This is a genomic window from Nocardioides pinisoli (genome assembly GCF_024199985.1).
Lineage (GTDB): Bacteria > Actinomycetota > Actinomycetes > Propionibacteriales > Nocardioidaceae > Nocardioides > Nocardioides pinisoli.
The window spans coordinates 189,905-208,223 of the sequence record NZ_JANARS010000001.1 but is presented as its reverse complement, the minus strand read 5'-3'; the positions used below and the strand labels follow the sequence as shown (position 1 = coordinate 208,223).

16 protein-coding genes and 2 tRNA genes are annotated in these 18,319 nt (G+C 67.8%); 13 read left to right on the top strand and 5 right to left on the bottom strand.

Annotated features, from left to right (window positions below):
* Nucleotides 1-13: 13 nt before the first annotated feature.
* Complete coding sequence (gene rpmH / locus NCI01_RS01025; RefSeq protein ID WP_011758123.1) at nucleotides 14-151, bottom strand: 50S ribosomal protein L34; 138 nt, start codon at nucleotides 149-151, stop codon at nucleotides 14-16.
* A 517-nt stretch (nucleotides 152-668) separates the two neighbouring features.
* Here rpmH and dnaA point away from each other — a divergent pair.
* The 11 genes from dnaA (at nucleotide 669) to NCI01_RS00970 (ending at nucleotide 12,709) form a co-directional block, all read left to right on the top strand.
* Nucleotides 669-2,129, top strand: coding sequence for a chromosomal replication initiator protein DnaA (gene dnaA / locus NCI01_RS01020; RefSeq protein WP_302181422.1), 1,461 nt, complete (start codon nucleotides 669-671; stop codon nucleotides 2,127-2,129).
* A gap of 407 nt (nucleotides 2,130-2,536) precedes the next feature.
* The gene (dnaN, locus tag NCI01_RS01015; RefSeq protein WP_254179606.1) at nucleotides 2,537-3,673 is read left to right on the top strand and encodes a DNA polymerase III subunit beta; all 1,137 of its coding nucleotides are present in this window, start codon (nucleotides 2,537-2,539) and stop codon (nucleotides 3,671-3,673) included.
* 25 nt (nucleotides 3,674-3,698) lie between these two features.
* Nucleotides 3,699-4,694, top strand: coding sequence for a phosphogluconate dehydrogenase (NAD(+)-dependent, decarboxylating) (gene gnd, locus NCI01_RS01010; protein ID WP_308213172.1), 996 nt, complete (start codon nucleotides 3,699-3,701; stop codon nucleotides 4,692-4,694).
* Between the two features lie 7 nt (nucleotides 4,695-4,701).
* Nucleotides 4,702-5,838: a DNA replication/repair protein RecF gene (gene recF, locus NCI01_RS01005; RefSeq protein WP_254179604.1), complete on the top strand. Its 1,137-nt coding sequence runs from the start codon at nucleotides 4,702-4,704 to the stop codon at nucleotides 5,836-5,838.
* A 46-nt stretch (nucleotides 5,839-5,884) separates the two neighbouring features.
* On the top strand, nucleotides 5,885-6,415 hold the full coding sequence (locus NCI01_RS01000) for a DciA family protein (RefSeq protein WP_254179603.1): 531 nt from the start codon (nucleotides 5,885-5,887) through the stop codon (nucleotides 6,413-6,415).
* Between the two features lie 389 nt (nucleotides 6,416-6,804).
* On the top strand, nucleotides 6,805-8,892 hold the full coding sequence (gyrB, locus tag NCI01_RS00995) for a DNA topoisomerase (ATP-hydrolyzing) subunit B (protein ID WP_254180177.1): 2,088 nt from the start codon (nucleotides 6,805-6,807) through the stop codon (nucleotides 8,890-8,892).
* A 62-nt stretch (nucleotides 8,893-8,954) separates the two neighbouring features.
* Nucleotides 8,955-11,699, top strand: a complete 2,745-nt coding sequence (gyrA, locus tag NCI01_RS00990; protein ID WP_254179602.1) for a DNA gyrase subunit A — start codon at nucleotides 8,955-8,957, stop codon at nucleotides 11,697-11,699.
* Nucleotides 11,700-11,706: 7 nt separating this feature from the next.
* Entirely contained in the window at nucleotides 11,707-12,255 is a 549-nt protein-coding gene (locus NCI01_RS00985; protein WP_254179601.1) for a DUF3566 domain-containing protein, read from the top strand.
* 83 nt (nucleotides 12,256-12,338) lie between these two features.
* Nucleotides 12,339-12,412 (top strand) — tRNA-Ile (locus NCI01_RS00980).
* Nucleotides 12,413-12,447: 35 nt separating this feature from the next.
* Nucleotides 12,448-12,573 carry a DLW-39 family protein gene (locus NCI01_RS00975; protein ID WP_254179600.1) on the top strand — a complete coding sequence of 42 codons (126 nt, stop codon included), beginning with the start codon at nucleotides 12,448-12,450 and terminating at the stop codon, nucleotides 12,571-12,573.
* A gap of 60 nt (nucleotides 12,574-12,633) precedes the next feature.
* Nucleotides 12,634-12,709: transfer RNA gene (locus NCI01_RS00970), tRNA-Ala, on the top strand.
* A gap of 340 nt (nucleotides 12,710-13,049) precedes the next feature.
* Here NCI01_RS00970 and NCI01_RS00965 read toward each other — a convergent pair.
* Nucleotides 13,050-13,826, bottom strand: coding sequence for a hypothetical protein (locus NCI01_RS00965; RefSeq protein ID WP_254179599.1), 777 nt, complete (start codon nucleotides 13,824-13,826; stop codon nucleotides 13,050-13,052).
* 1 nt (nucleotide 13,827) lies between these two features.
* Nucleotides 13,828-14,640 (bottom strand): hypothetical protein, encoded by an 813-nt coding sequence (locus tag NCI01_RS00960; protein ID WP_254179598.1) that lies wholly within the window; start codon nucleotides 14,638-14,640, stop codon nucleotides 13,828-13,830.
* A 441-nt stretch (nucleotides 14,641-15,081) separates the two neighbouring features.
* Between NCI01_RS00960 and dcm the strand changes: the two genes are divergently transcribed.
* Entirely contained in the window at nucleotides 15,082-16,155 is a 1,074-nt protein-coding gene (gene dcm, locus NCI01_RS00955) for a DNA (cytosine-5-)-methyltransferase (RefSeq protein ID WP_302181420.1), read from the top strand.
* A 31-nt stretch (nucleotides 16,156-16,186) separates the two neighbouring features.
* Nucleotides 16,187-17,479 (top strand): type II restriction endonuclease, encoded by a 1,293-nt coding sequence (locus NCI01_RS22505; protein ID WP_254179597.1) that lies wholly within the window; start codon nucleotides 16,187-16,189, stop codon nucleotides 17,477-17,479.
* Here the strand turns inward: NCI01_RS22505 and NCI01_RS00945 are convergent.
* Both NCI01_RS00945 and NCI01_RS00940 read right to left on the bottom strand, forming a co-directional pair.
* Nucleotides 17,453-17,881: a very short patch repair endonuclease gene (locus NCI01_RS00945; RefSeq protein ID WP_254179596.1), complete on the bottom strand. Its 429-nt coding sequence runs from the start codon at nucleotides 17,879-17,881 to the stop codon at nucleotides 17,453-17,455. The genes NCI01_RS22505 and NCI01_RS00945 overlap by 27 nt on opposite strands.
* A complete protein-coding gene (locus NCI01_RS00940) occupies nucleotides 17,881-18,294 on the bottom strand; it encodes a hypothetical protein (protein ID WP_254179595.1) in 414 nt (137 codons plus the stop codon). Before NCI01_RS00940 ends, NCI01_RS00945 begins: the two co-directional genes overlap by 1 nt.
* Nucleotides 18,295-18,319 lie beyond the last annotated feature (25 nt).

The window sequence follows — 18,319 nt, the reverse complement described above, 5'->3', positions numbered from 1 at the left end:
TGGGCTCTGGCCGTCAGACGGCCAGGCTCTTGCGGCCCTTGCGGCGACGGCTCGACAGGATGGCGCGACCGGCGCGGGTCCGCATGCGCAGGCGGAAGCCGTGCACCTTGTGACGGCGACGGTTGTTCGGCTGGTACGTACGCTTGCTCACGGCTATTTCTCCGAAGGTTTCGAGGGATGTCCACTCCACACGGTGTCGGTGCTGGCCCACAGATCAGGTGCTTCGGCCGGCACCGCCCATCCACGCGGCCGCCAGGTGGCGGATCGTGGACATGCGGCACCCGTCGACAGGGAGCGACCGGCCAACGGTACGCGGCGGGCGAACGGGGGGTCAAACCCGCGAGGCGCCCTCGACCGCCGGCCTGTGGATGACGTCTTGCTCGCCGCCTTGCTCCGTTGTTACGTTCGGCGCCTCCGCGGTCTGTCCCGACCTCGGTCCGACCAGGGTCCAGCACGCTGTGTGATCCGGGTCACAGGCTCTCGGAATCGGCCTCTGACCTGCGGAAACGCTGGGAGGATCGCCGGTCGTCACGGCTCCGGGGCTCCGATCCCAGGGATCGGTGCCGGCAGTTCACAGCTTGTGGACAACTCTGTGGAAGCCTCATCCGCCACATCGGTGACGTGAGAGCCACGAGGCCGGATCCAGAGCAGCACACGCGCATGACGACATGGTGGAAGCGAAGGCGGTCCGGGTGGACGACCAGCAGGTAGATCTCGGGACGGCGTGGCAGCAGATCGTCGAGGACCTCCAGCCCAACCAGCGCGCCTGGTTGCGGCCGAGCGTGCCGATGACGCTCCACGAGAACACCGCGATCATCGCCGTCCCCAACGACTTCACCCGCAACCAGCTCGAGGGCCGGCTGCGCAACCACATCGAGGACGCGCTCACCGAGGGCTTCGGTCGCGAGATCCGGATGCTGGTGACGGTCAACCCGGCGCTCGAGGCGGAGGCCCAGCCGCAGATCGACGAAGCGACAGATCGATCTGTCGCTTTGTCGACAAATGACCACCAGGCGCGGTTCGAGCCGCCGGCCCCGACCGCGGTCGACACCTACGAGCCGGCCGGCGCCGAGCGCCGGCCCTCGGCCCTGGAGACCCGCCTCAACCCCAAGTACACGTTCGAGACGTTCGTCATCGGCTCGTCCAACCGCTTCCCCCACGCCGCCGCCGTCGCGGTGGCCGAGGCGCCGGGCAAGGCTTACAACCCGCTGCTGGTCTACGGCGAGTCCGGCCTGGGCAAGACCCACCTGCTGCACGCGATCGGCCACTACGTCCGCAGCCTCTACAGCAACGCGAAGGTGCGCTACGTCTCCAGCGAGGAGTTCACCAACGAGTTCATCAACGCGATCCGCGACGACCGGCAGGACCGGTTCAAGCGGCGCTACCGCGACGTCGACGTGCTGCTGATCGACGACATCCAGTTCCTCGAGGGCAAGACGCAGACCCAGGAGGAGTTCTTCCACACGTTCAACACCCTCCACAACGCCAACAAGCAGATCGTGCTGACCTCCGACCGCGCGCCCAAGCGGCTCGAGGCGCTGGAGGACCGGCTGCGCAACCGGTTCGAGTGGGGCCTCATCACCGACGTCCAGCCGCCGGACCTCGAGACCCGCATCGCCATCCTGCGCAAGAAGGCTGCGATGGACCGGCTCACCGCGCCGCCGGACGTGCTGGAGTTCATCGCCTCCAAGATCCAGACCAACATCCGCGAGCTCGAGGGCGCCCTGATCCGGGTGACGGCGTTCGCCAACCTCAACCGCCAGGAGGTCGACATGACCCTGGCCGAGATCGTCCTCAAGGACCTGATCCCCGAGGGCGGCGAGCCCGAGATCACCCACGCGCTGATCATCGCCCAGACGGCCGCCTACTTTGGCGTTTCGCTCGAGGACCTCACCGGCCCCTCCCGCGGCCGCCACCTGGTGATGGCCCGCCAGATCGGGATGTACCTGTGTCGCGAGCTGACGTCGATGTCGCTGCCGCAGATCGGCCGTGAGTTCGGCGGACGCGACCACACCACCGTGATGTACGCCGACCGCAAGATCCGCCAGCTGCTCGCCGAGCGCCGCGCGGTCTTCAACCAGGTCAGCGAGCTCACCAACCGGGTGAAGATGCAGGCCCGCCAGGCCTGAGCCGCAGCGACGCCGCCAGGCGCTCCGCACGTGTGGAGAAGTTGTGGTTCGGTCCGCCGCGTCGTCCCCAGGCCCTGTGGACAGCTCGGGACGAACTACACGCCCGCGCGCCGAGTCCACACCGGGCGCAGCTCCGTCAATCGGCGTCCACACCCGTCGTCCACAGGCATTTCAGCCGCTGACCTGCACGAACGCACGTTGTCCACACTTTCCACGGACCCTATGACGACTATGAACCTCATCATTGGTCCACTCACCCACCAACACCTGACCGGCGCTCCTCTGGGGAGAACCCTGCCGCGGCGTCGGCACCGCGTGGCAGGATGCACTTCCCACGTGCACGCGTGTGGTTCCCGCCTGCGTGCAGCCGCTCGTTGCCCGCACCACCTCTCGTCGAGGAGACCCTTGTGAAGTTCCGCGTCGAACGCGACGTCTTCGCCGATGCCGTTGCCTGGGCTGCCCGCAGCCTGCCGGTGCGGCCCAGCTCGCCGGTCCTGGCCGGGCTGCTGATCGAGGCGAGCGACGCCGGGCTGGTGCTCTCGACGTTCGACTACGAGACCTCCGCCCGCGCCACCCTCTCCGCCGAGGTCAACGACGAGGGCCGAGCCCTCGTCAGCGGCCGCCTCCTCGCCGACATCTGCCGCAGCCTGCCGGCCAAGCCGGTCGAGCTGACCCTCGAGGGACCGCGCGTCTCGCTCACCTGCGGCTCCGCGCGGTTCAGCCTGCAGACCATGCCGGTCTCCGACTACCCGACGCTCCCCGAGATGCCGTCCGCCACGGGCACCGTCTCCAGCGCCGACTTCGCCCACGCCGTCGCCCAGGCCGTCACCGCGGCGGGTCGCGACGACATGCTGCCGGTGCTCACCGGCGTACGCATCGAGATCGACGGCTCCACCATGGCGCTCCTCGCGACCGACCGGTTCCGCCTGTCGCACCGGGAGCTCACCTGGAACCCGCAGTCCCCCGACGAGTCGGTCGCCGCGCTGGTGCCGGCCAAGGTGCTCGGTGACACCGCCAAGTCGCTCACCTCCGGCGCCGAGGTGACGATCGCCCTGAGCGCGAGCGGCGCCGGCGAGGGGCTGATCGGCTTCGAGGGCACCGGCCTGGGCGGCGTGCGTCGTACGACGACCCGGCTGCTCGACGGCGAGTTCCCGAAGGTCCGCTCGCTCTTCCCGGCCGAGCACCTGACCGTCGCCAAGGTCAGCAAGGCCGACCTCATCGAGACCGTCAAGCGCGTCGCGCTGGTGGCCGAGCGCAACACCGCGGTGCAGATGAAGTTCGGCGACAACCAGATCGTGCTCGACGCCGGGTCCGGCGACGAGGCGATGGCCACCGAGGCCGTCGACGCCGAGATCACCGGCGACGACCTGACCACCGGCTTCAACCCGCAGTTCCTCCTCGACGGCCTCACCGCCATCGACGGCGAGATGGTCGACCTGGCGTTCACCCAGGCGACCAAGCCCGTCGTCATCTCCGGCACCGACGCCGACGACGACACCGGGTCGTTCCGCTACCTGCTGATGCCGCGCCGGCTGCTGAGCTGATCTCCGCCCGTCTCGACACCGAGGGGTGGGGACTAGGCTCCGACCCATGGACATCGGACTCGTCGGGCTGGGCAAGATGGGCGGCAACATGCGCGAGCGCATGCGCCGCGCGGGACTCACGGTCGTGGGCTACGACCGCAACCCCGACGTCAGTGACGTCGACTCGCTCGAGGCGCTGGTCGACGCGCTGCCCAGCCCCAAGGTCGTGTGGATCATGGTGCCGGCGGGCGACCCGACGCGCGCGACGGTCAAGGAGCTCGCCGGCCTGCTGGGCGAGGGGGACGTGGTCGTCGACGGCGGCAACTCGCGCTGGACCGACGACATCGCCAACGCCGAGCTGCTCGCGGAGAAGCAGGTCGGCTACGTCGACTGCGGCGTCTCGGGCGGCGTGTGGGGCCTGGAGAACGGCTACGCCCTGATGTACGGCGGTGACGCCGACGACATCGCCAAGGTGCAGCCGGCCTTCGACGCCCTCAAGCCCGAGGGCGAGTTCGGCTCGGTGCACGCCGGCAAGGTGGGCGCCGGGCACTTCTCCAAGATGGTCCACAACGGCATCGAGTACGCGATCATGCAGGCCTACGCCGAGGGCTGGGAGCTGCTCGACAAGGCCGAGCTGACCGACAACGTTACCGAGGTCTTCCGCTCGTGGCGCGAGGGCACCGTCATCCGCTCGTGGCTGCTCGACCTCATGGTCAACGCGCTCGACGCCGACCCCGGCCTGAGCCAGATCTCCGGCTACGCCGAGGACTCCGGCGAGGGCCGGTGGACCGTCGAGGCCGGCATCGAGAACGCGGTCGCGACCCCGGCGATCACGGCCGCGCTCTACGCGCGCTTCGTGTCGCGGCAGGACGACTCGCCGACGATGAAGGCGGTCGCCGCGATGCGCAACCAGTTCGGCGGCCACGCGGTCCGCTCCGCGGCGCCCAAGGGCGGCGACGCCGAGGGCAGCGCCGGCGCCGAGCAGTCCGAGACCTCGAAGAAGGCCGGCGCGGGCAGCGCCGAGGAGCCCGGCGAGAGCTGATGAACCTGTGCACGTCGCGCACCTGACCCTGCACGACTTCCGCTCCTACGCCGACATCGACGTGGCGCTGGAGCCGGGGGCGACGGCGTTCATCGGACGCAACGGCCAGGGCAAGACCAACCTGGTCGAGGCCATCGACTACCTCTCGCGCCTGTCCTCGCACCGGGTCGCGACCGACGCGCCCCTGGTGCGCGCCGGCGCCGACCAGGCGATCGTGCGCGCGTCGGTGGTCAAGGAGGGGCGCCCGGCGCTGCTCGAGGTGGAGCTCAACCCCGGACGCGCCAACCGCGCCCGGATCAACCGCTCGCCCCTCCCCCGTCCCCGCGAGATCGTCGGCCTGGTCCGCACGGTCGTCTTCTCCCCCGACGACCTCACCCTCGTGAAGGGCGACCCGTCGGACCGGCGCAAGTTCCTCGACGACCTGCTCATCCTGCGCTCGCCGCGCCTGGCCGGCGTACGCGCCGACTACGACCGGGTGCTCCGCCAGCGCAACAGCCTCCTCAAGACCGCCGGCGTCGCGCGCGGGTCGTCGCGGGACGCCGCGATGTCGACCCTGGAGATCTGGGACGACAACCTGGCCCGGGTCGGCGCGGAGATCCTCGGCGCCCGGCTGCGACTGGTGGACGACCTGCGGCCCTACCTCGGCAAGGCCTACGAGGCGGTCGCCCGCGGCGCCAGCCGTGACGACGCCGACCTCGACTACAAGGCGAGCGTCGAGATCCCGGCCGAGGGCGACGACCTGCAGCAGGCGCTGCTCGACGCCCTCGCCGCACGGCGCAAGGAGGAGCTCGACCGCGGCATCTCCCTCGTCGGGCCGCACCGCGACGAGCTGCTCCTCACCCTCGGCGACCCGCAGCTGCGCCTGCCGGTCAAGGGCTACGCCTCCCACGGGGAGTCGTGGTCGTACGCACTCGCGCTGCGCCTGGCCTCCTACGACCTGCTGCGCTCCGACGGGGACGACCCGATCCTGGTGCTCGACGACGTCTTCGCCGAGCTCGACGCCGAGCGTCGCCAGCAGCTCGCCGAGCTCGTCGCCGGTGCCGAGCAGGTGCTGGTCACGGCCGCGGTCGCCGCGGACGTGCCCGCCGCGCTCCAGGGCGTCCGCTACCTCGTCGCCGACGGGACGGTGACCCGTGACGAGTGACGACTCCGGACGTCATGAGGATCCCCGGTCCGAACCGGAGGTTCCCATGACGTCCGCCGGCGATGACGCGACGGAGGAGCACCGCGCCGACGGCCTCGACCTCGCCCGGGCAGCCGCCCGGGCGGCGGCCGCCAACCCGGGGGCTCCGCCCGCGCGACGCCGCAGCGGCTCCACGCGACGTCGTACGACGACGAAGTCGTCCGGCGCCCGGCCCGACGACCGCGACCCGCAGCTGATCGAGCAGGCGATGGGCCGCCTGATCGCCAACCACGGCTGGGAGCTCGACCTCAAGGTCCAGGGCGTCTTCGGCCGGTGGGCCGAGATCGTCGGCGACGAGGTCGCCGACCACTGCACGCCGGAGTCCTTCGACGACGGCCGGCTGGTGGTGCGCACCGACTCGACTGCCTGGGCCACCCAGCTCAAACTGCTCGCGCCCACCGTCGTACGCCGTCTCAACGAGGAGCTCGGCCACGGCACCGTGACGCTGATCGACGTCCTCGGGCCGCACCTGCCGAGCTGGACCAAGGGCCGGCTGTCGAGCCGCGACGGCCGCGGTCCGCGCGACACCTACGGCTGAGGGACGCCGGCCGTCACAGCCGCGTTCTGCCGATCTGGGAGCCGTCGGACCATATGGGGACCCACCAGTCCCCCTGTTCGTCCGGCTGACAGGCCTTCATGGGCCCGCTGGGGACACATTTTCGTCCGGATCCATCCCCAAGCGGGGGTTGGTGCTTCGGTTCAGGCGCTCTGACGGGTAATATGACACTCACGAGTCGCACGTCGTGTTGCCACCGCAACCGCAGCGACTCGACTCATGTCGGACGCCCCGGACGAGGTCCGCGGCGATGAGCAGAAGGCTGTGCCTTGAGCGAACAGAATCACGAGTCCACCCCCGCAGCGACCCCCGATTCTGCTCCTGACCCACAGCCCTCCGAGGCCGACCGCGCCGAGGCCGTCGCCGACGCCGTGGCCGAGGCCGTCGAGAAGCGGTCCAACACCGCGGTCGACGGCAGCGTCGAGTACGACGCCTCCGCCATCCAGGTGCTCGAGGGCCTCGAGGCGGTCCGCAAGCGCCCCGGCATGTACATCGGCTCCACCGGCGAGCGCGGGCTCCACCACCTGATCTGGGAGATCGTGGACAACGGCGTCGACGAGGCCCTCGCGGGCTACGCGACCCGCATCGTGCTCACTCTCCAGTCCGACGGTGGCGTGCGCGTGGAGGACAACGGCCGCGGCATCCCGACCGACACCGCGCCCGGGCAGGACATGCCCGCGCTGACGATGGCGCTGACGATGCTCCACGCGGGCGGCAAGTTCGGCGGCGGCGGCTACAAGGTCTCTGGCGGCCTGCACGGCGTCGGCGTCTCGGTCGTCAACGCCCTGTCCACCCGCCTGGTGGCCGAGGTCAAGAACCGGGGCCACCTGTGGCGCCAGACCTTCCGGCTCGGCGTGCCCGACGCCGACCTCGAGCAGGTCCGGCCGCTGGAGGCCGGGGAGGGCACCGGCACCACCGTCACGTGGTACGCCTCGGAGGACATCTTCGAGCACACCCACTACAGCCTCGAGACCATCACCTCGCGCCTGCGCGAGATGGCCTTCCTCAACAAGGGTGTCGAGTTCGTCGTCCGCGACGAGCGTCCCGACGCCGAGTCGCGCGTCGACGCCGTGCAGGACGACACGATCGACAACGAGGTCGACAACGCCGGCCACGACGCGATCAAGCGCGCGGAGACCGGCGGGCTCGAGCAGGTCTTCAAGTACGACCGCGGCCTCGTCGACTACGTCGAGCACCTCAACCGCCGCAAGACGGTGGCCAACCCCACCGTCATCTCCTTCGAGGCCGAGACCGCCGAGGGAGCCTCGGGGCAGCACATGAGCCTCGAGGTCGCGATGCAGTGGAACACCTCCTACACCGAGTCGGTCCACACCTTCGCCAACAACATCAACACCCACGAGGGCGGCACGCACGAAGAGGGCTTCCGCGCCGCGCTCACCTCCCTGGTCAACAACTGGGGCGAGGAGTGGGGGCTGATCAAGAAGAAGGAGGACCGCGTCTCGGGCGACGACATCCGCGAGGGCCTGACCGCGATCATCTCGATCAAGCTCAGCGAGCCGCAGTTCGAGGGCCAGACCAAGACCAAGCTCGGCAACACCGAGGCCAAGGGCTTCGCCCAGCGGATCATGAACGACCAGCTCGGCGCCTGGCTCGAGCAGAACCCGGCCGAGGGTCGCGAGATCGTCCGCAAGTCGCAGGCCGCGGCGAGTGCGCGCATCGCTGCCCGCAAGGCCCGCGAGCTGGCCCGCAACCGCAAGGGCCTCCTCGGCGGCGGCGGCCTGCCCGGCAAGCTGAGCGACTGCCAGTCGACCAACCCCGCCGAGTGCGAGGTCTTCATCGTCGAGGGCGACTCGGCCGGCGGCTCGGCCCGCCAGGGGCGCGACCCGCGCATCCAGGCGATCCTCCCGATCCGCGGCAAGATCCTCAACGTCGAGAAGGCCCGCATCGACAAGGTGCTCGCCAACACCGAGGTCCAGGCGATCATCTCCGCCCTCGGCACCGGCATCCACGAGGAGTTCAGCCTCGAGAAGCTGCGCTACCACAAGGTCGTGATGATGGCCGACGCCGACGTCGACGGCCACCACATCAACACCCTCCTGCTGACGCTGCTGTTCCGCTTCATGAAGCCGCTGATCGAGCACGGCTACGTCTACATGGCCCAGCCGCCGCTCTACCGGCTGCGCTGGAACAAGCCGGCCGAGCACGAGTTCGTCTACTCCGACGCCGAGCGCGACGCGCTGCTCCGCGACGGCCAGGCCCAGGGCAAGAAGCTCCCCAAGGAGAACCCGGTCCAGCGCTACAAGGGTCTCGGCGAGATGAACGCCGACGAGCTGTGGGAGACCACGATGGACCCCGACGCCCGCCTGATGAAGCAGGTCACCCTCGAGGACGCGGCGCAGGCCGACGAGATCTTCTCGATCCTCATGGGCGAGGACGTCGAGCAGCGCCGCTCCTTCATCCAGCGCAATGCCAAGGACGTTCGGTTCCTCGACATCTGACACGCCTAACGGCGTATCGCGCAATCTAAGACTTCCAGTAGACGAGTCGAGAAAGACGAATCATGACTGAGACTCCCACCGGCACCGGCGGCGGCAACGACGGCTTCGGCTTCGGCGACGAGCGCATCCAGCCAATCGAGCTGCAGACGCTCATGCAGCAGTCCTACATCGACTACGCGATGACCGTCATCGTCGGGCGCGCGCTGCCCGACGTACGCGACGGGCTCAAGCCGGTGCACCGTCGCATCCTCTACGCGATGTACGACGGCGGCTACCGCCCCGACCGCGGCTTCTCCAAGTGCTCGCGCGTCGTCGGCGACGTGATGGGTCAGTACCACCCCCACGGCGACTCCGCGATCTACGACACCATGGTCCGCCTCGCCCAGCCGTGGGTGCTGCGCGCCCCGCTGATCAACGGCCAGGGCAACTTCGGCTCGCCGGGCAACGACTCCGCCGCCGCCATGCGTTACACCGAGTGCCGCATGGCGCCGCTGGCGATGGAGATGGTGCGCGACATCGACGAGGACACCGTCGACTTCCAGCCCAACTACGACGGTCGCTCCCAGGAGCCGACCATCCTGCCGTCGCGCTTTCCCAACCTGCTCGTCAACGGCTCGGCCGGCATCGCGGTCGGCATGGCGACCAACATCCCCCCGCACAACCTCGTCGAGGTCGCGGACGGCGCGAAGTGGGCCCTCGAGCACCCCGACGCCACCAAGGAGGAGCTGCAGGACGCGCTCCTCGAGCGGATCAAGGGCCCCGACTTCCCCAACGGCGCGCTCATCGTGGGCCGGCAGGGCATCGAGCAGGCCTACCGCACCGGACGCGGCTCGATCACCCAGCGCGCCGTCGTCGAGATCGACGAGGACGCCAAGGGCCGGGTCATGCTCGTCATCAGCGAGCTCCCCTACATGGTCAACCCGGACAACCTCGCGCTGAAGATCGCCGAGCTCGCCGATTCCGGCAAGATCCAGGGCATCTCCGACGTGCGCGACGACACCAGCTCGCGCACCGGCCAGCGACTGGTCATCATCCTCAAGCGCGACGCGGTCGCGCGGGTGGTGCTCAACAACCTGTTCAAGCACACCGAGCTGCAGTCCAACTTCTCCGCCAACATGCTGGCGCTGGTCGACGGGGTGCCGCGCACCCTGCCGATCGACCAGTTCATCTCCCAGTGGGTGACCCACCAGATCGAGGTCATCCAGCGGCGTACGCGCTTCCGCCTCGCCGAGGCCGAGCGCCAGGCCCACATCTACCGCGGGCTCGCCAAGGCGCTCGACGCCCTCGACGAGGTCATCGCGCTGATCCGGCGCAGCCCCGACGTCGAGGAGGCCCGCACCGGCCTCATCCAGCTCCTGGACATCGACGAGGTCCAGGCCAACGCCATCCTCGAGATGCAGCTGCGCCGCCTGGCCGCCCTCGAGCGCCAGAAGATCATGGACCGCCTCGCCGAGCTCGAGCGCGTGATCGCCGACCTCGAGGACATCCTGGCCAACGAGGCCCGCCAGCGGCAGATCGTCTCCGACGAGCTCACCGAGATCGTCGACAAGCACGGCAACGAGCGCCGCACCCAGATCATCGCGGCCGACGGCGACCTCTCGATGGAGGACCTGATCCCCGACGAGGACCTGGTCGTCTCCATCACCCGCGGCGGCTACGCCAAGCGCACCCGGGCCGACCAGTACCGCCTGCAGAAGCGCGGCGGCAAGGGCGTACGCGGTGCGACGCTGCGCGGCGACGACGTCGTCCAGCACTTCATCGCGACGACCAACCACCACTGGCTGCTCTTCTTCACCACCGCCGGCCGGGTCTACCGCACCAAGGCCTACAACCTGCCCGAGGCGGCGCGCGACGCGAAGGGCGGCCACGTCGCCGGGCTGCTCAGCTTCCAGCCCGACGAGGACATCGCCCAGGTGCTCGCGATCCGCGACTACGACCAGGCGCCCTACCTGGTGCTGGCCACCCGCACCGGCCTGGTCAAGAAGACCAAGCTCGGCGACTACAACAGCCCGCGCCAGGCCGGCGTCATCGCGATCAACTTCCGCGAGGAGGACGACGAGCTGATCGGTGCCGAGCTGGTCAACGCCGACGACGAGATCCTGCTCGTCTCCCGCAAGGGGCAGGCGATCCGGTTCACCGCCGACGACGACCAGCTGCGCCCGATGGGCCGCGCCACCGGCGGTGTCCGCGGCATGAAGTTCAAGCACCCCGACGACGCCGTGCTCTCCCTCTCCGTCATCCGCGCGGCCCAGGTCGCCGCGGAGGAGGCGGTCGCCGAGGCCGGCGAGTCCGTCGAGGAGAGCGAGGTGAAGGAGCAGTACGTCTTCACCATCACCGACGGCGGCTACGCCAAGCGGACGCGCATCACCGACTACCGCACCACCAACCGCGGAGGCATGGGCATCCGCGCGGTCAAGCTCACCAACGAGGACCGCGGCGGCCTGGTCGGCGCGTTCATCGTCGAGGAGGGCGACGAGGTCCTCTCGATCACCAGCGGCGGGCAGGTCGTCCGCAGCCCAATCGACGCCAACTTCCGCCCGACCGGCCGTGACAGCCAGGGGGTGAAGTTCGTGTCGCCGAAGAAGGGCGACACGGTCGCCGTCGTGGCCCGCTCGGTCGAGGCGCGCGAGGACGAGGAGATCGACGAGCAGGCGTCCGAGGCCGCCGCCGAGGTGGAGGCGGGCGCCCGCGAGGCCGCGAGCGTTTCGCCCGACGTGGTCGACGATGCAACAATCGATGGTCAGGACGCAGTCGAGGCGCCTGACCCCGACGCTGATGGTCTCGGCCCCGACGACACCGAGGAGTGAGTGATCCATGTCGGAACGCACCGCAACTCCCCGCCGTACCTCCGGGGGCGAGCCCGCGAAGCGGTCCCTGACGGGGCGGCTCCAGGACACGCTGTCCACGGCCGCTGAGGAGCACCGCGCCAACGCCGGGCCTGCCTCGCAGCGGGGCAGTCGCGCCCGTCGTGCGGCGTCCGGTCGTCAGCCGCGTCGCGCCCGCCTGCGGCTGACCCGGGTCGACCCGTGGTCGGTGATGAAGACGTCGTTCCTGCTCTCCGTCGCCTTCGGCGTCGTCACCTTCGTCGCCATCTTCATGGTGTGGTCGGTGCTCGGTGCGGCCGGCGTGTGGGAGTCGATCAACTCGGCCGTGGCGAGCATCGTCGAGGGTGACAGCGGCAACTCCACCTTCGACGTCACCGACTACGTCGGCATGTCGCGGGTGCTCGGCTTCACCCTTCTCGTCTCGGTCGTGGACGTCATCCTGATCACCGCGATCGCCACCCTGACGGCGTTCCTCTACAACCTCGCCGCCGCCCTCCTCGGCGGCATCGAGGTGACGCTCGCCGAGGACGAGAAGTGAGCCCCGCCTGACCGGCACCGCCTCGATTGGCACCGCCTGACCACGGTCGGGTAACCTTCGGCGTCGCCGCTTGCGGCGCACCCGGGCCTATAGCTCAGACGGTTAGAGCGCTTCCCTGATAAGGAAGAGGTCGGAGGTTCAAGTCCTCCTAGGCCCACTCCATCCCCTTCGCTCCGCTCCCGAGGAGAGTCCATGAAGAAGCTCCTGCTGGTCGTCCTGGCCGCCGCCGGCGCGGTCGCCGCGAAGAAGAAGATGGACGAGGGCAAGAACGAGCAGGCCCTCTGGGCCGAGGCCACCGACACCGTCGACAAGGCCTGACGCTCCGCCCGCACCACCGCCGGTCGAGGAGGTCGCGCAGCGACCGTCACGAGACCGCACGGGGCCTTGGCGCAATTGGTAGCGCACCTGCTTTGCAAGCAGGGGGTTAGGGGTTCGAGTCCCCTAGGCTCCACCACTCAGGTCTCTGACCTGCGGAAACTCCGAACCTGACGGTTGGCCTGAGAGGGCTCGTGCACGAGGTGACGAGATAGTGACGAGATTGGTCGCAATACGGCGGCCCTGGGGCGGCACGCAGCGGGGCGCCGGCGCCATGCCCTGGTTCTCATCTCCCGTGCCTCGTGTCTCACCCAGCATGAGCCAGCCGGGGACGTCAGCAACCGCTGATCCTTCCCACCAAGGCCGGCGGCCGCACGGACGTCTACTCCGCTGAATGGGCGGGGAGGCCGGAGGCCAAATGCCTCGCTCACGGCTGGCTCAGGTCACCCCGGCCGGGCCGACTGGACGGGACACGTACGTTAGGCGCGGCCCTCCAAGTACAGAGTGGTGAATCCATTGCTTGAGAGGAACACCTTCACGCTGCTCTCGTTGTTGCTGGTGAAGTCGACGCCCACCGCTGGGTCAGAGCTCTGACTGCGCTCCCAGAGTGGACTGGTCACCCATCGCTTAGCGATTTCTCGTATCGCTCCCTTGAGTTCGGGCGTCCACTCAGGGGTGTGGCAAAGCTTGTCCGGAAGCCCGGGCAACTTCAGGCTGCGGTAGACCTCATACCTGACGGCCTCACTGAAGACCTTGTGGCACTCCTTCCACCACTTGGACTTGAAGCTCACTGACAAGTTGGTCGGGCCCGTCATCGCGGGGGAGCTGAAGACTTCCTCGTCGAGGATCTTGATGAGCGACAGGAGGTTCTCCATCTCGGCGTTGCGATAGTTCTTGTCCTCGTCGTTGAAGGGCGTTGCGTCAGCCTTAAGCAGGCAGTACTGGTCGAGGAACGTCTTCCACGATCCTTCCGCGAGGCCGGCCCCCATCCACTTTTCGCGGTAACCCTCCTGGTCGATGAACGCCGTCAACCCTCCAGCAATGCGTACGGCGATGTCGGCGGGCTTCTCGCCAGCCCAGACTGTGCGCTCTGACGCGTCGGGATTCTTCTTGAGCGCGTCTTCAATCTCGGAGTGCTTGATGATCCCCCACTTCAGCACCTTCGCGCTGTACGGGTACTGGATCTGCCTGACGTCATCGTGCAGCCGAACGAGTACCTCGTAGAGGTCCGTGGTGTCGGGAACCTGCATGGCCATGTCACTTCTCCTTAGGAGTTGCCGTGCCAGCCATCGAGACATGATCGCGCAGGGCACAGTCCTCGCCTGGTGCGATGTCCCAGATCATCACAGGCATAAGTTCCTTGACCCCGAAGGCGAGTGCGTGCGCGGTAGCCCGGTGGTTCCCGTCGAACACCACTACGTGGCCGCACTTGTCCACCCGCGCGTTGATGGGAGCGAAGATCGGGAAGCCGTCGATCAGGAACGTCTGGATCATCTTCAAGAGTGACTTCTTGGCGGCCGGGCGCACTTGCGATGTGTCGTCGGTGAAGAGTTGATCCGCGCGCAACGTAGTCAAGAAACGCCTCCAGGTACGCGTCGGACGCTGGTCGATCACGAGCGGATACGACTTGTCCATGAAGTTCGCCGAACCCTCCTCCCACTTCACCGGGAGCTTGTACTGGCGGGCCTTGTGGTCTCTGGCCGGGTTCTCATAGGCGTCGTCGACAAAGCTGACCGTTCTGGCCTGCAGACGTGCACGAAGCACCTGCACGTACCCAGCGCGGGTGGTGTAGTCGTTGCCGCGAAGGCGGTGGCAGTTTCGTCGAGTCGAAGTCTCAAAATCGGGGTCGTCTGGAATCGCGCCGCCGGTGGCTCCGTGGATTGGGAGAACGTCTGTGTCCTCTCCGCCTGGACTGCCGAACGAGGTCTGATAGTGGTCCAGATGGACGTCCTTCAGGTCGTACCCATCAAAGCCGGCGTGGTCAACGCCGAGGTCCTCGCAGACGTAGCACTTGGCGGTGCTGACCAAGGCCTCCTTCTCCTTGGTAGTGAGCTTCTTCCGTTCCGCCACCAGAGTTCCCTTCCTCGTCGATCGAACGTCCGCGCAGGCCCCGCCGACGGTAGTCGCCAGGTGGCGGCTCGGTCCAGAGAACGATTCCTCCAGCTGGAGATTCGTCCAGCTGGAGCGACTCAGGCGGTTGCGGGCGGGGCAACCGGCCGGCGGCGCGGCCGGCGGCCCGCTCGAACGCCGCACCGTTGTTCTGGAGACAGCAGGCAAGGTCGTCGTCCTCGCGACGCCTAGCCCGAATGCAATGGCGGAGGGTTGCTGCGGTCAGCCTTGCTTCGCACAGGGAGCGAGAGATCGGCCATCTGCCCTCGTGATCCGCGCGACCCGCCGGCGGCGCAACGAACATCTGTTCGACACGCCACCACCGGTCCCGGAGGTCGGCGATGGAACCTGGTAACCTGGCGCTCGCCAGGTCGATTCGCCCTGGGACTCAGGAGGACGAACATGACGCATCAGCCCGATTTCACCTTCATCGACCTCTTCGCCGGCATCGGGGGGATCCGTCGGGCGTTCGAGGGCAAGAAGGGCATCGGCGGCAAGTGCGTCATGACCTCGGAGTGGAACAAGTACGCGCGCCAGACGTACGAGGCGAACTTCCTCGACCACGACGACCACATGTTCAATGGCGACATCACAGAGATCGACGAGCGCGAAGTCCCTGACCACGACGTTCTGCTCGGCGGGTTTCCCTGCCAGCCGTTCTCCATCGCGGGCGTCTCCAAGAAGAACGCCCTCGGCCGCGCCCACGGCTTCGATGACCCCACTCAGGGGACGCTGTTCTTCGACATCAAGCGCATCATCGACGAGAAGCGTCCCGCGGCGTTCATGCTCGAGAACGTCAAGAACCTCAAGTCCCACGACCGCGGACGCACCTTCGAGGTCATCAAGACCGTGCTGGAAGACGAGTTGGGCTACCAGGTTCAGACACGCGTCGTGAACGGCAGGAGCTTCACGCCACAGAACCGCGAGCGCATCCTCATCGTCGGGTTCCGCGAGGCGAACGACTTCGACATCGACGCCTTGGAACTCCCCGAACCTCGCAAGACGATCGAGTCGGTCCTGCACCAGAAGGGCGAGACGCCGATCCCCCACGACGCCGGGCGCTACTTCGACCACCGCAAGGGCGAGGTGCTCGACAAGTACACGCTCACCGAGAACCTCTGGACCTACCTCCAGGCCTACGCCGACAAGCACAAGTCGGCGGGCAACGGGTTCGGCTTCGGGCTCGTGAAGCCGGGCATGACGACGCGCACACTCTCCGCCCGCTACTACAAGGACGGCTCAGAGATCCTCATCCACCAGGAGAACAAGCGTCCGCGGCGGCTCACTCCGCGCGAGTGCGCGCGCCTCATGGGGTTCGGGGACGACTTTGTGATCCCGGTGAGCGACACGCAGGCCTACAAGCAGTTTGGCAACTCGGTCGTGGTGCCGGCCATCCACGCCATGGCCGACCACATGAAGCCCTACATCGAGAAGGCGCTCGTGGCAGAACGTGAGTCAGCCCGACGCAGCGCGTGACCTGACTTTTCGACGCAGGTAGGGACCACCGGTGGACGGACGACTTCGAGAGCACTTCTCCAACGTCGCCGCAAAGCGCCTCGCAGCTGTCGAGGTAGCAGCGGTGAAGGTGTCGAATCAGCACGAGTTCAACGCGGAGCGATCCGTCGTCGAGATGCTCGGCGACGAGCGGGCTGAGCTCGCCTGCGAGTACTTCTACTTCGGTGACGAGGGAGAGGACTTCGTCCGCGACGAGGACTCGACGCTTACGTACTACGACTCACGACGGGCTGTGGACCACCGGCCGGCGGAGTACCGGATGTACTACCCGGCCAGCTCCACGGCGATGAAGAACGCGTGGGAAGGCGACTGGCTGTGGATCGCCCGGCGCCACGATGGCCGGCTGGCCGTGATCATCGCTCGTGACGGCTCCGAGTCCGCAGCACGACTCGATCGCCTGTTCGCCACCGGCCTCCGCGAGCGTGGAATGCCGGCCAAGGGCGAGGACAACCTCTTCGGGATCTTCGACGTCGACTCTGCGCAAGACGGCGACCTGGATATCGCGGATGCCGACCTGCTCCAAGCGCTGGGCATAACCCCGTCGGTGGACAACGAGCGCCACCTCGCCGCCATGATCAAGAAGTTCGGCGGAAGCTATCCGCTCCCAACGACCAAGCGCTTCACCACCTTTGCTCGCTCCGTGTGTGCCGGCGTGGATCCTGTGGGCGACCCGGACGCGACCCTCTTCGAGTGGTTTTCCACCACGAACGATCTCTTCTTCATCTACGAGCGCCACGTTCTCCAGCCGCTGCTTGACGACGTCTTCGCGAACCGCGCGCACATCGACGTCGACAAGTTCTTCGAGCTGGCGACGAAGTACAAGAACGGCAGGTTCTCACGTGCTGGCCTCTCGTTCGAGCACCACGTCGAAGCGCTGCTGAAGGCCAACGGAGTCAGGTACGGCCGACCCAAGACGATGAAGGACGGGTCAAAGCCGGACTACCTCATGCCAACACTCGACGCGTACGGCGACGCCGATATGCCAGATGAACTGTTGACCTTCCTCGCCGCCAAGACGACCACCAAGGAGCGGTGGCGCCAGATCGTCACCGAGGCGACCCGCATCGGTGTCCGGCACCTCATCACGATGGACCCCGGTCTCGTCCCCGACACGCTGTCGGCCATGGCGGAGAACAACGTCATCCCGGTGCTGCCACAGCCGGTCATCGACATGTACCCGGGGTCAATGCGAGCCTCCATGATGAACGTCGCGGACTTCATCGCACTGGTGAGGGAACGCGAGGCGGAGGCCGTCCGTCTAGGACACATCCCGTCTGCGATCTGACAGCCTCTCCCTGATCGTGGCAACGACCAGGTCTACCGGCTCGTGTTCCCAGAACCGCATCACCACCCAGCCTGCTGTTTCAAGCCGCCGCGTGGTCTCTGCGTCCCGCTCGACGTTGCCGGTGATCTTGGTGCGCCAGAAGTCGGTCCGGGTCTTCGGCTCGACGTAGTGCTGGGGGCATGCGTGCCAGAAGCAGCCGTCGATGAACACCGCAACCTTCCGCTTCGTGAACACTATGTCTGCGGTGCGACGCAGACCCGGCAGGGGTGGGTGGTTGACCCGATAGCGGTACCCGAGCCGATGCAGGCCCCGACGGACAAGCATCTCCGGGGCGGTGTCGCGGCCCCGGGTGCGCGACTTCGTACGGCGCACGTGATCGGGAACGTCGTCGAAGGTTGCCATCAGTCCTCACTGAGCCCGACGTGGCGCCTCGCGTGCGTGAAGTCGACTCCCCCGTACGGACAGTGGTGGCAAGGAAGGACCCCGATGTGGGGCTGACCAGCCGTGTGGATCCACGCGTCGCAGCCTCCGCACTGCCAGACGAGTGATCCTCGACGCACCCCGTCCAAGAACGCGAGCGCTGCCATGGCGTCGTGGCAGTGGTGTTCGACTGGCTCACCCTCCTCGCAGTCGAGCTCGTTCCAGCAGGACAGCGTGTACTCCAGCACCGAGTGGTCGTCTTGTCCGACCACGAAGACGCGGCCGTCCAACTGCACCGTCGTCACCATGCAGTTGCCGCCGGTGTTGAAGTGGTTGAGAGCGGCCGCGTACGCGTCACCGCCCGCCGCGGCCACAACTTCCTCACTTGCCTGCATAACTCGATCCTGCCTCACTCGGAGG

Bases quoted from the DNA above. Each gene is read 5' to 3' on its own strand.
- dnaA (WP_302181422.1), top strand. From the start codon at position 669: ATGGTGGAAGCGAAGGCGGTCCGGGTGGACGACCAGCAGGTAGATCTC.
- NCI01_RS01000 (WP_254179603.1), top strand. From the start codon at position 5,885: ATGACGTCCGCCGGCGATGACGCGACGGAGGAGCACCGCGCCGACGGC.
- gyrA (WP_254179602.1), top strand. From the start codon at position 8,955: ATGACTGAGACTCCCACCGGCACCGGCGGCGGCAACGACGGCTTCGGC.
- NCI01_RS00985 (WP_254179601.1), top strand. From the start codon at position 11,707: ATGTCGGAACGCACCGCAACTCCCCGCCGTACCTCCGGGGGCGAGCCC.
- NCI01_RS00975 (WP_254179600.1), top strand. From the start codon at position 12,448: ATGAAGAAGCTCCTGCTGGTCGTCCTGGCCGCCGCCGGCGCGGTCGCC.
- NCI01_RS00965 (WP_254179599.1), bottom strand. From the start codon at position 13,826: ATGGCCATGCAGGTTCCCGACACCACGGACCTCTACGAGGTACTCGTT.
- dcm (WP_302181420.1), top strand. From the start codon at position 15,082: ATGACGCATCAGCCCGATTTCACCTTCATCGACCTCTTCGCCGGCATC.
- NCI01_RS00945 (WP_254179596.1), bottom strand. From the start codon at position 17,881: ATGGCAACCTTCGACGACGTTCCCGATCACGTGCGCCGTACGAAGTCG.
- NCI01_RS00940 (WP_254179595.1), bottom strand. From the start codon at position 18,294: ATGCAGGCAAGTGAGGAAGTTGTGGCCGCGGCGGGCGGTGACGCGTAC.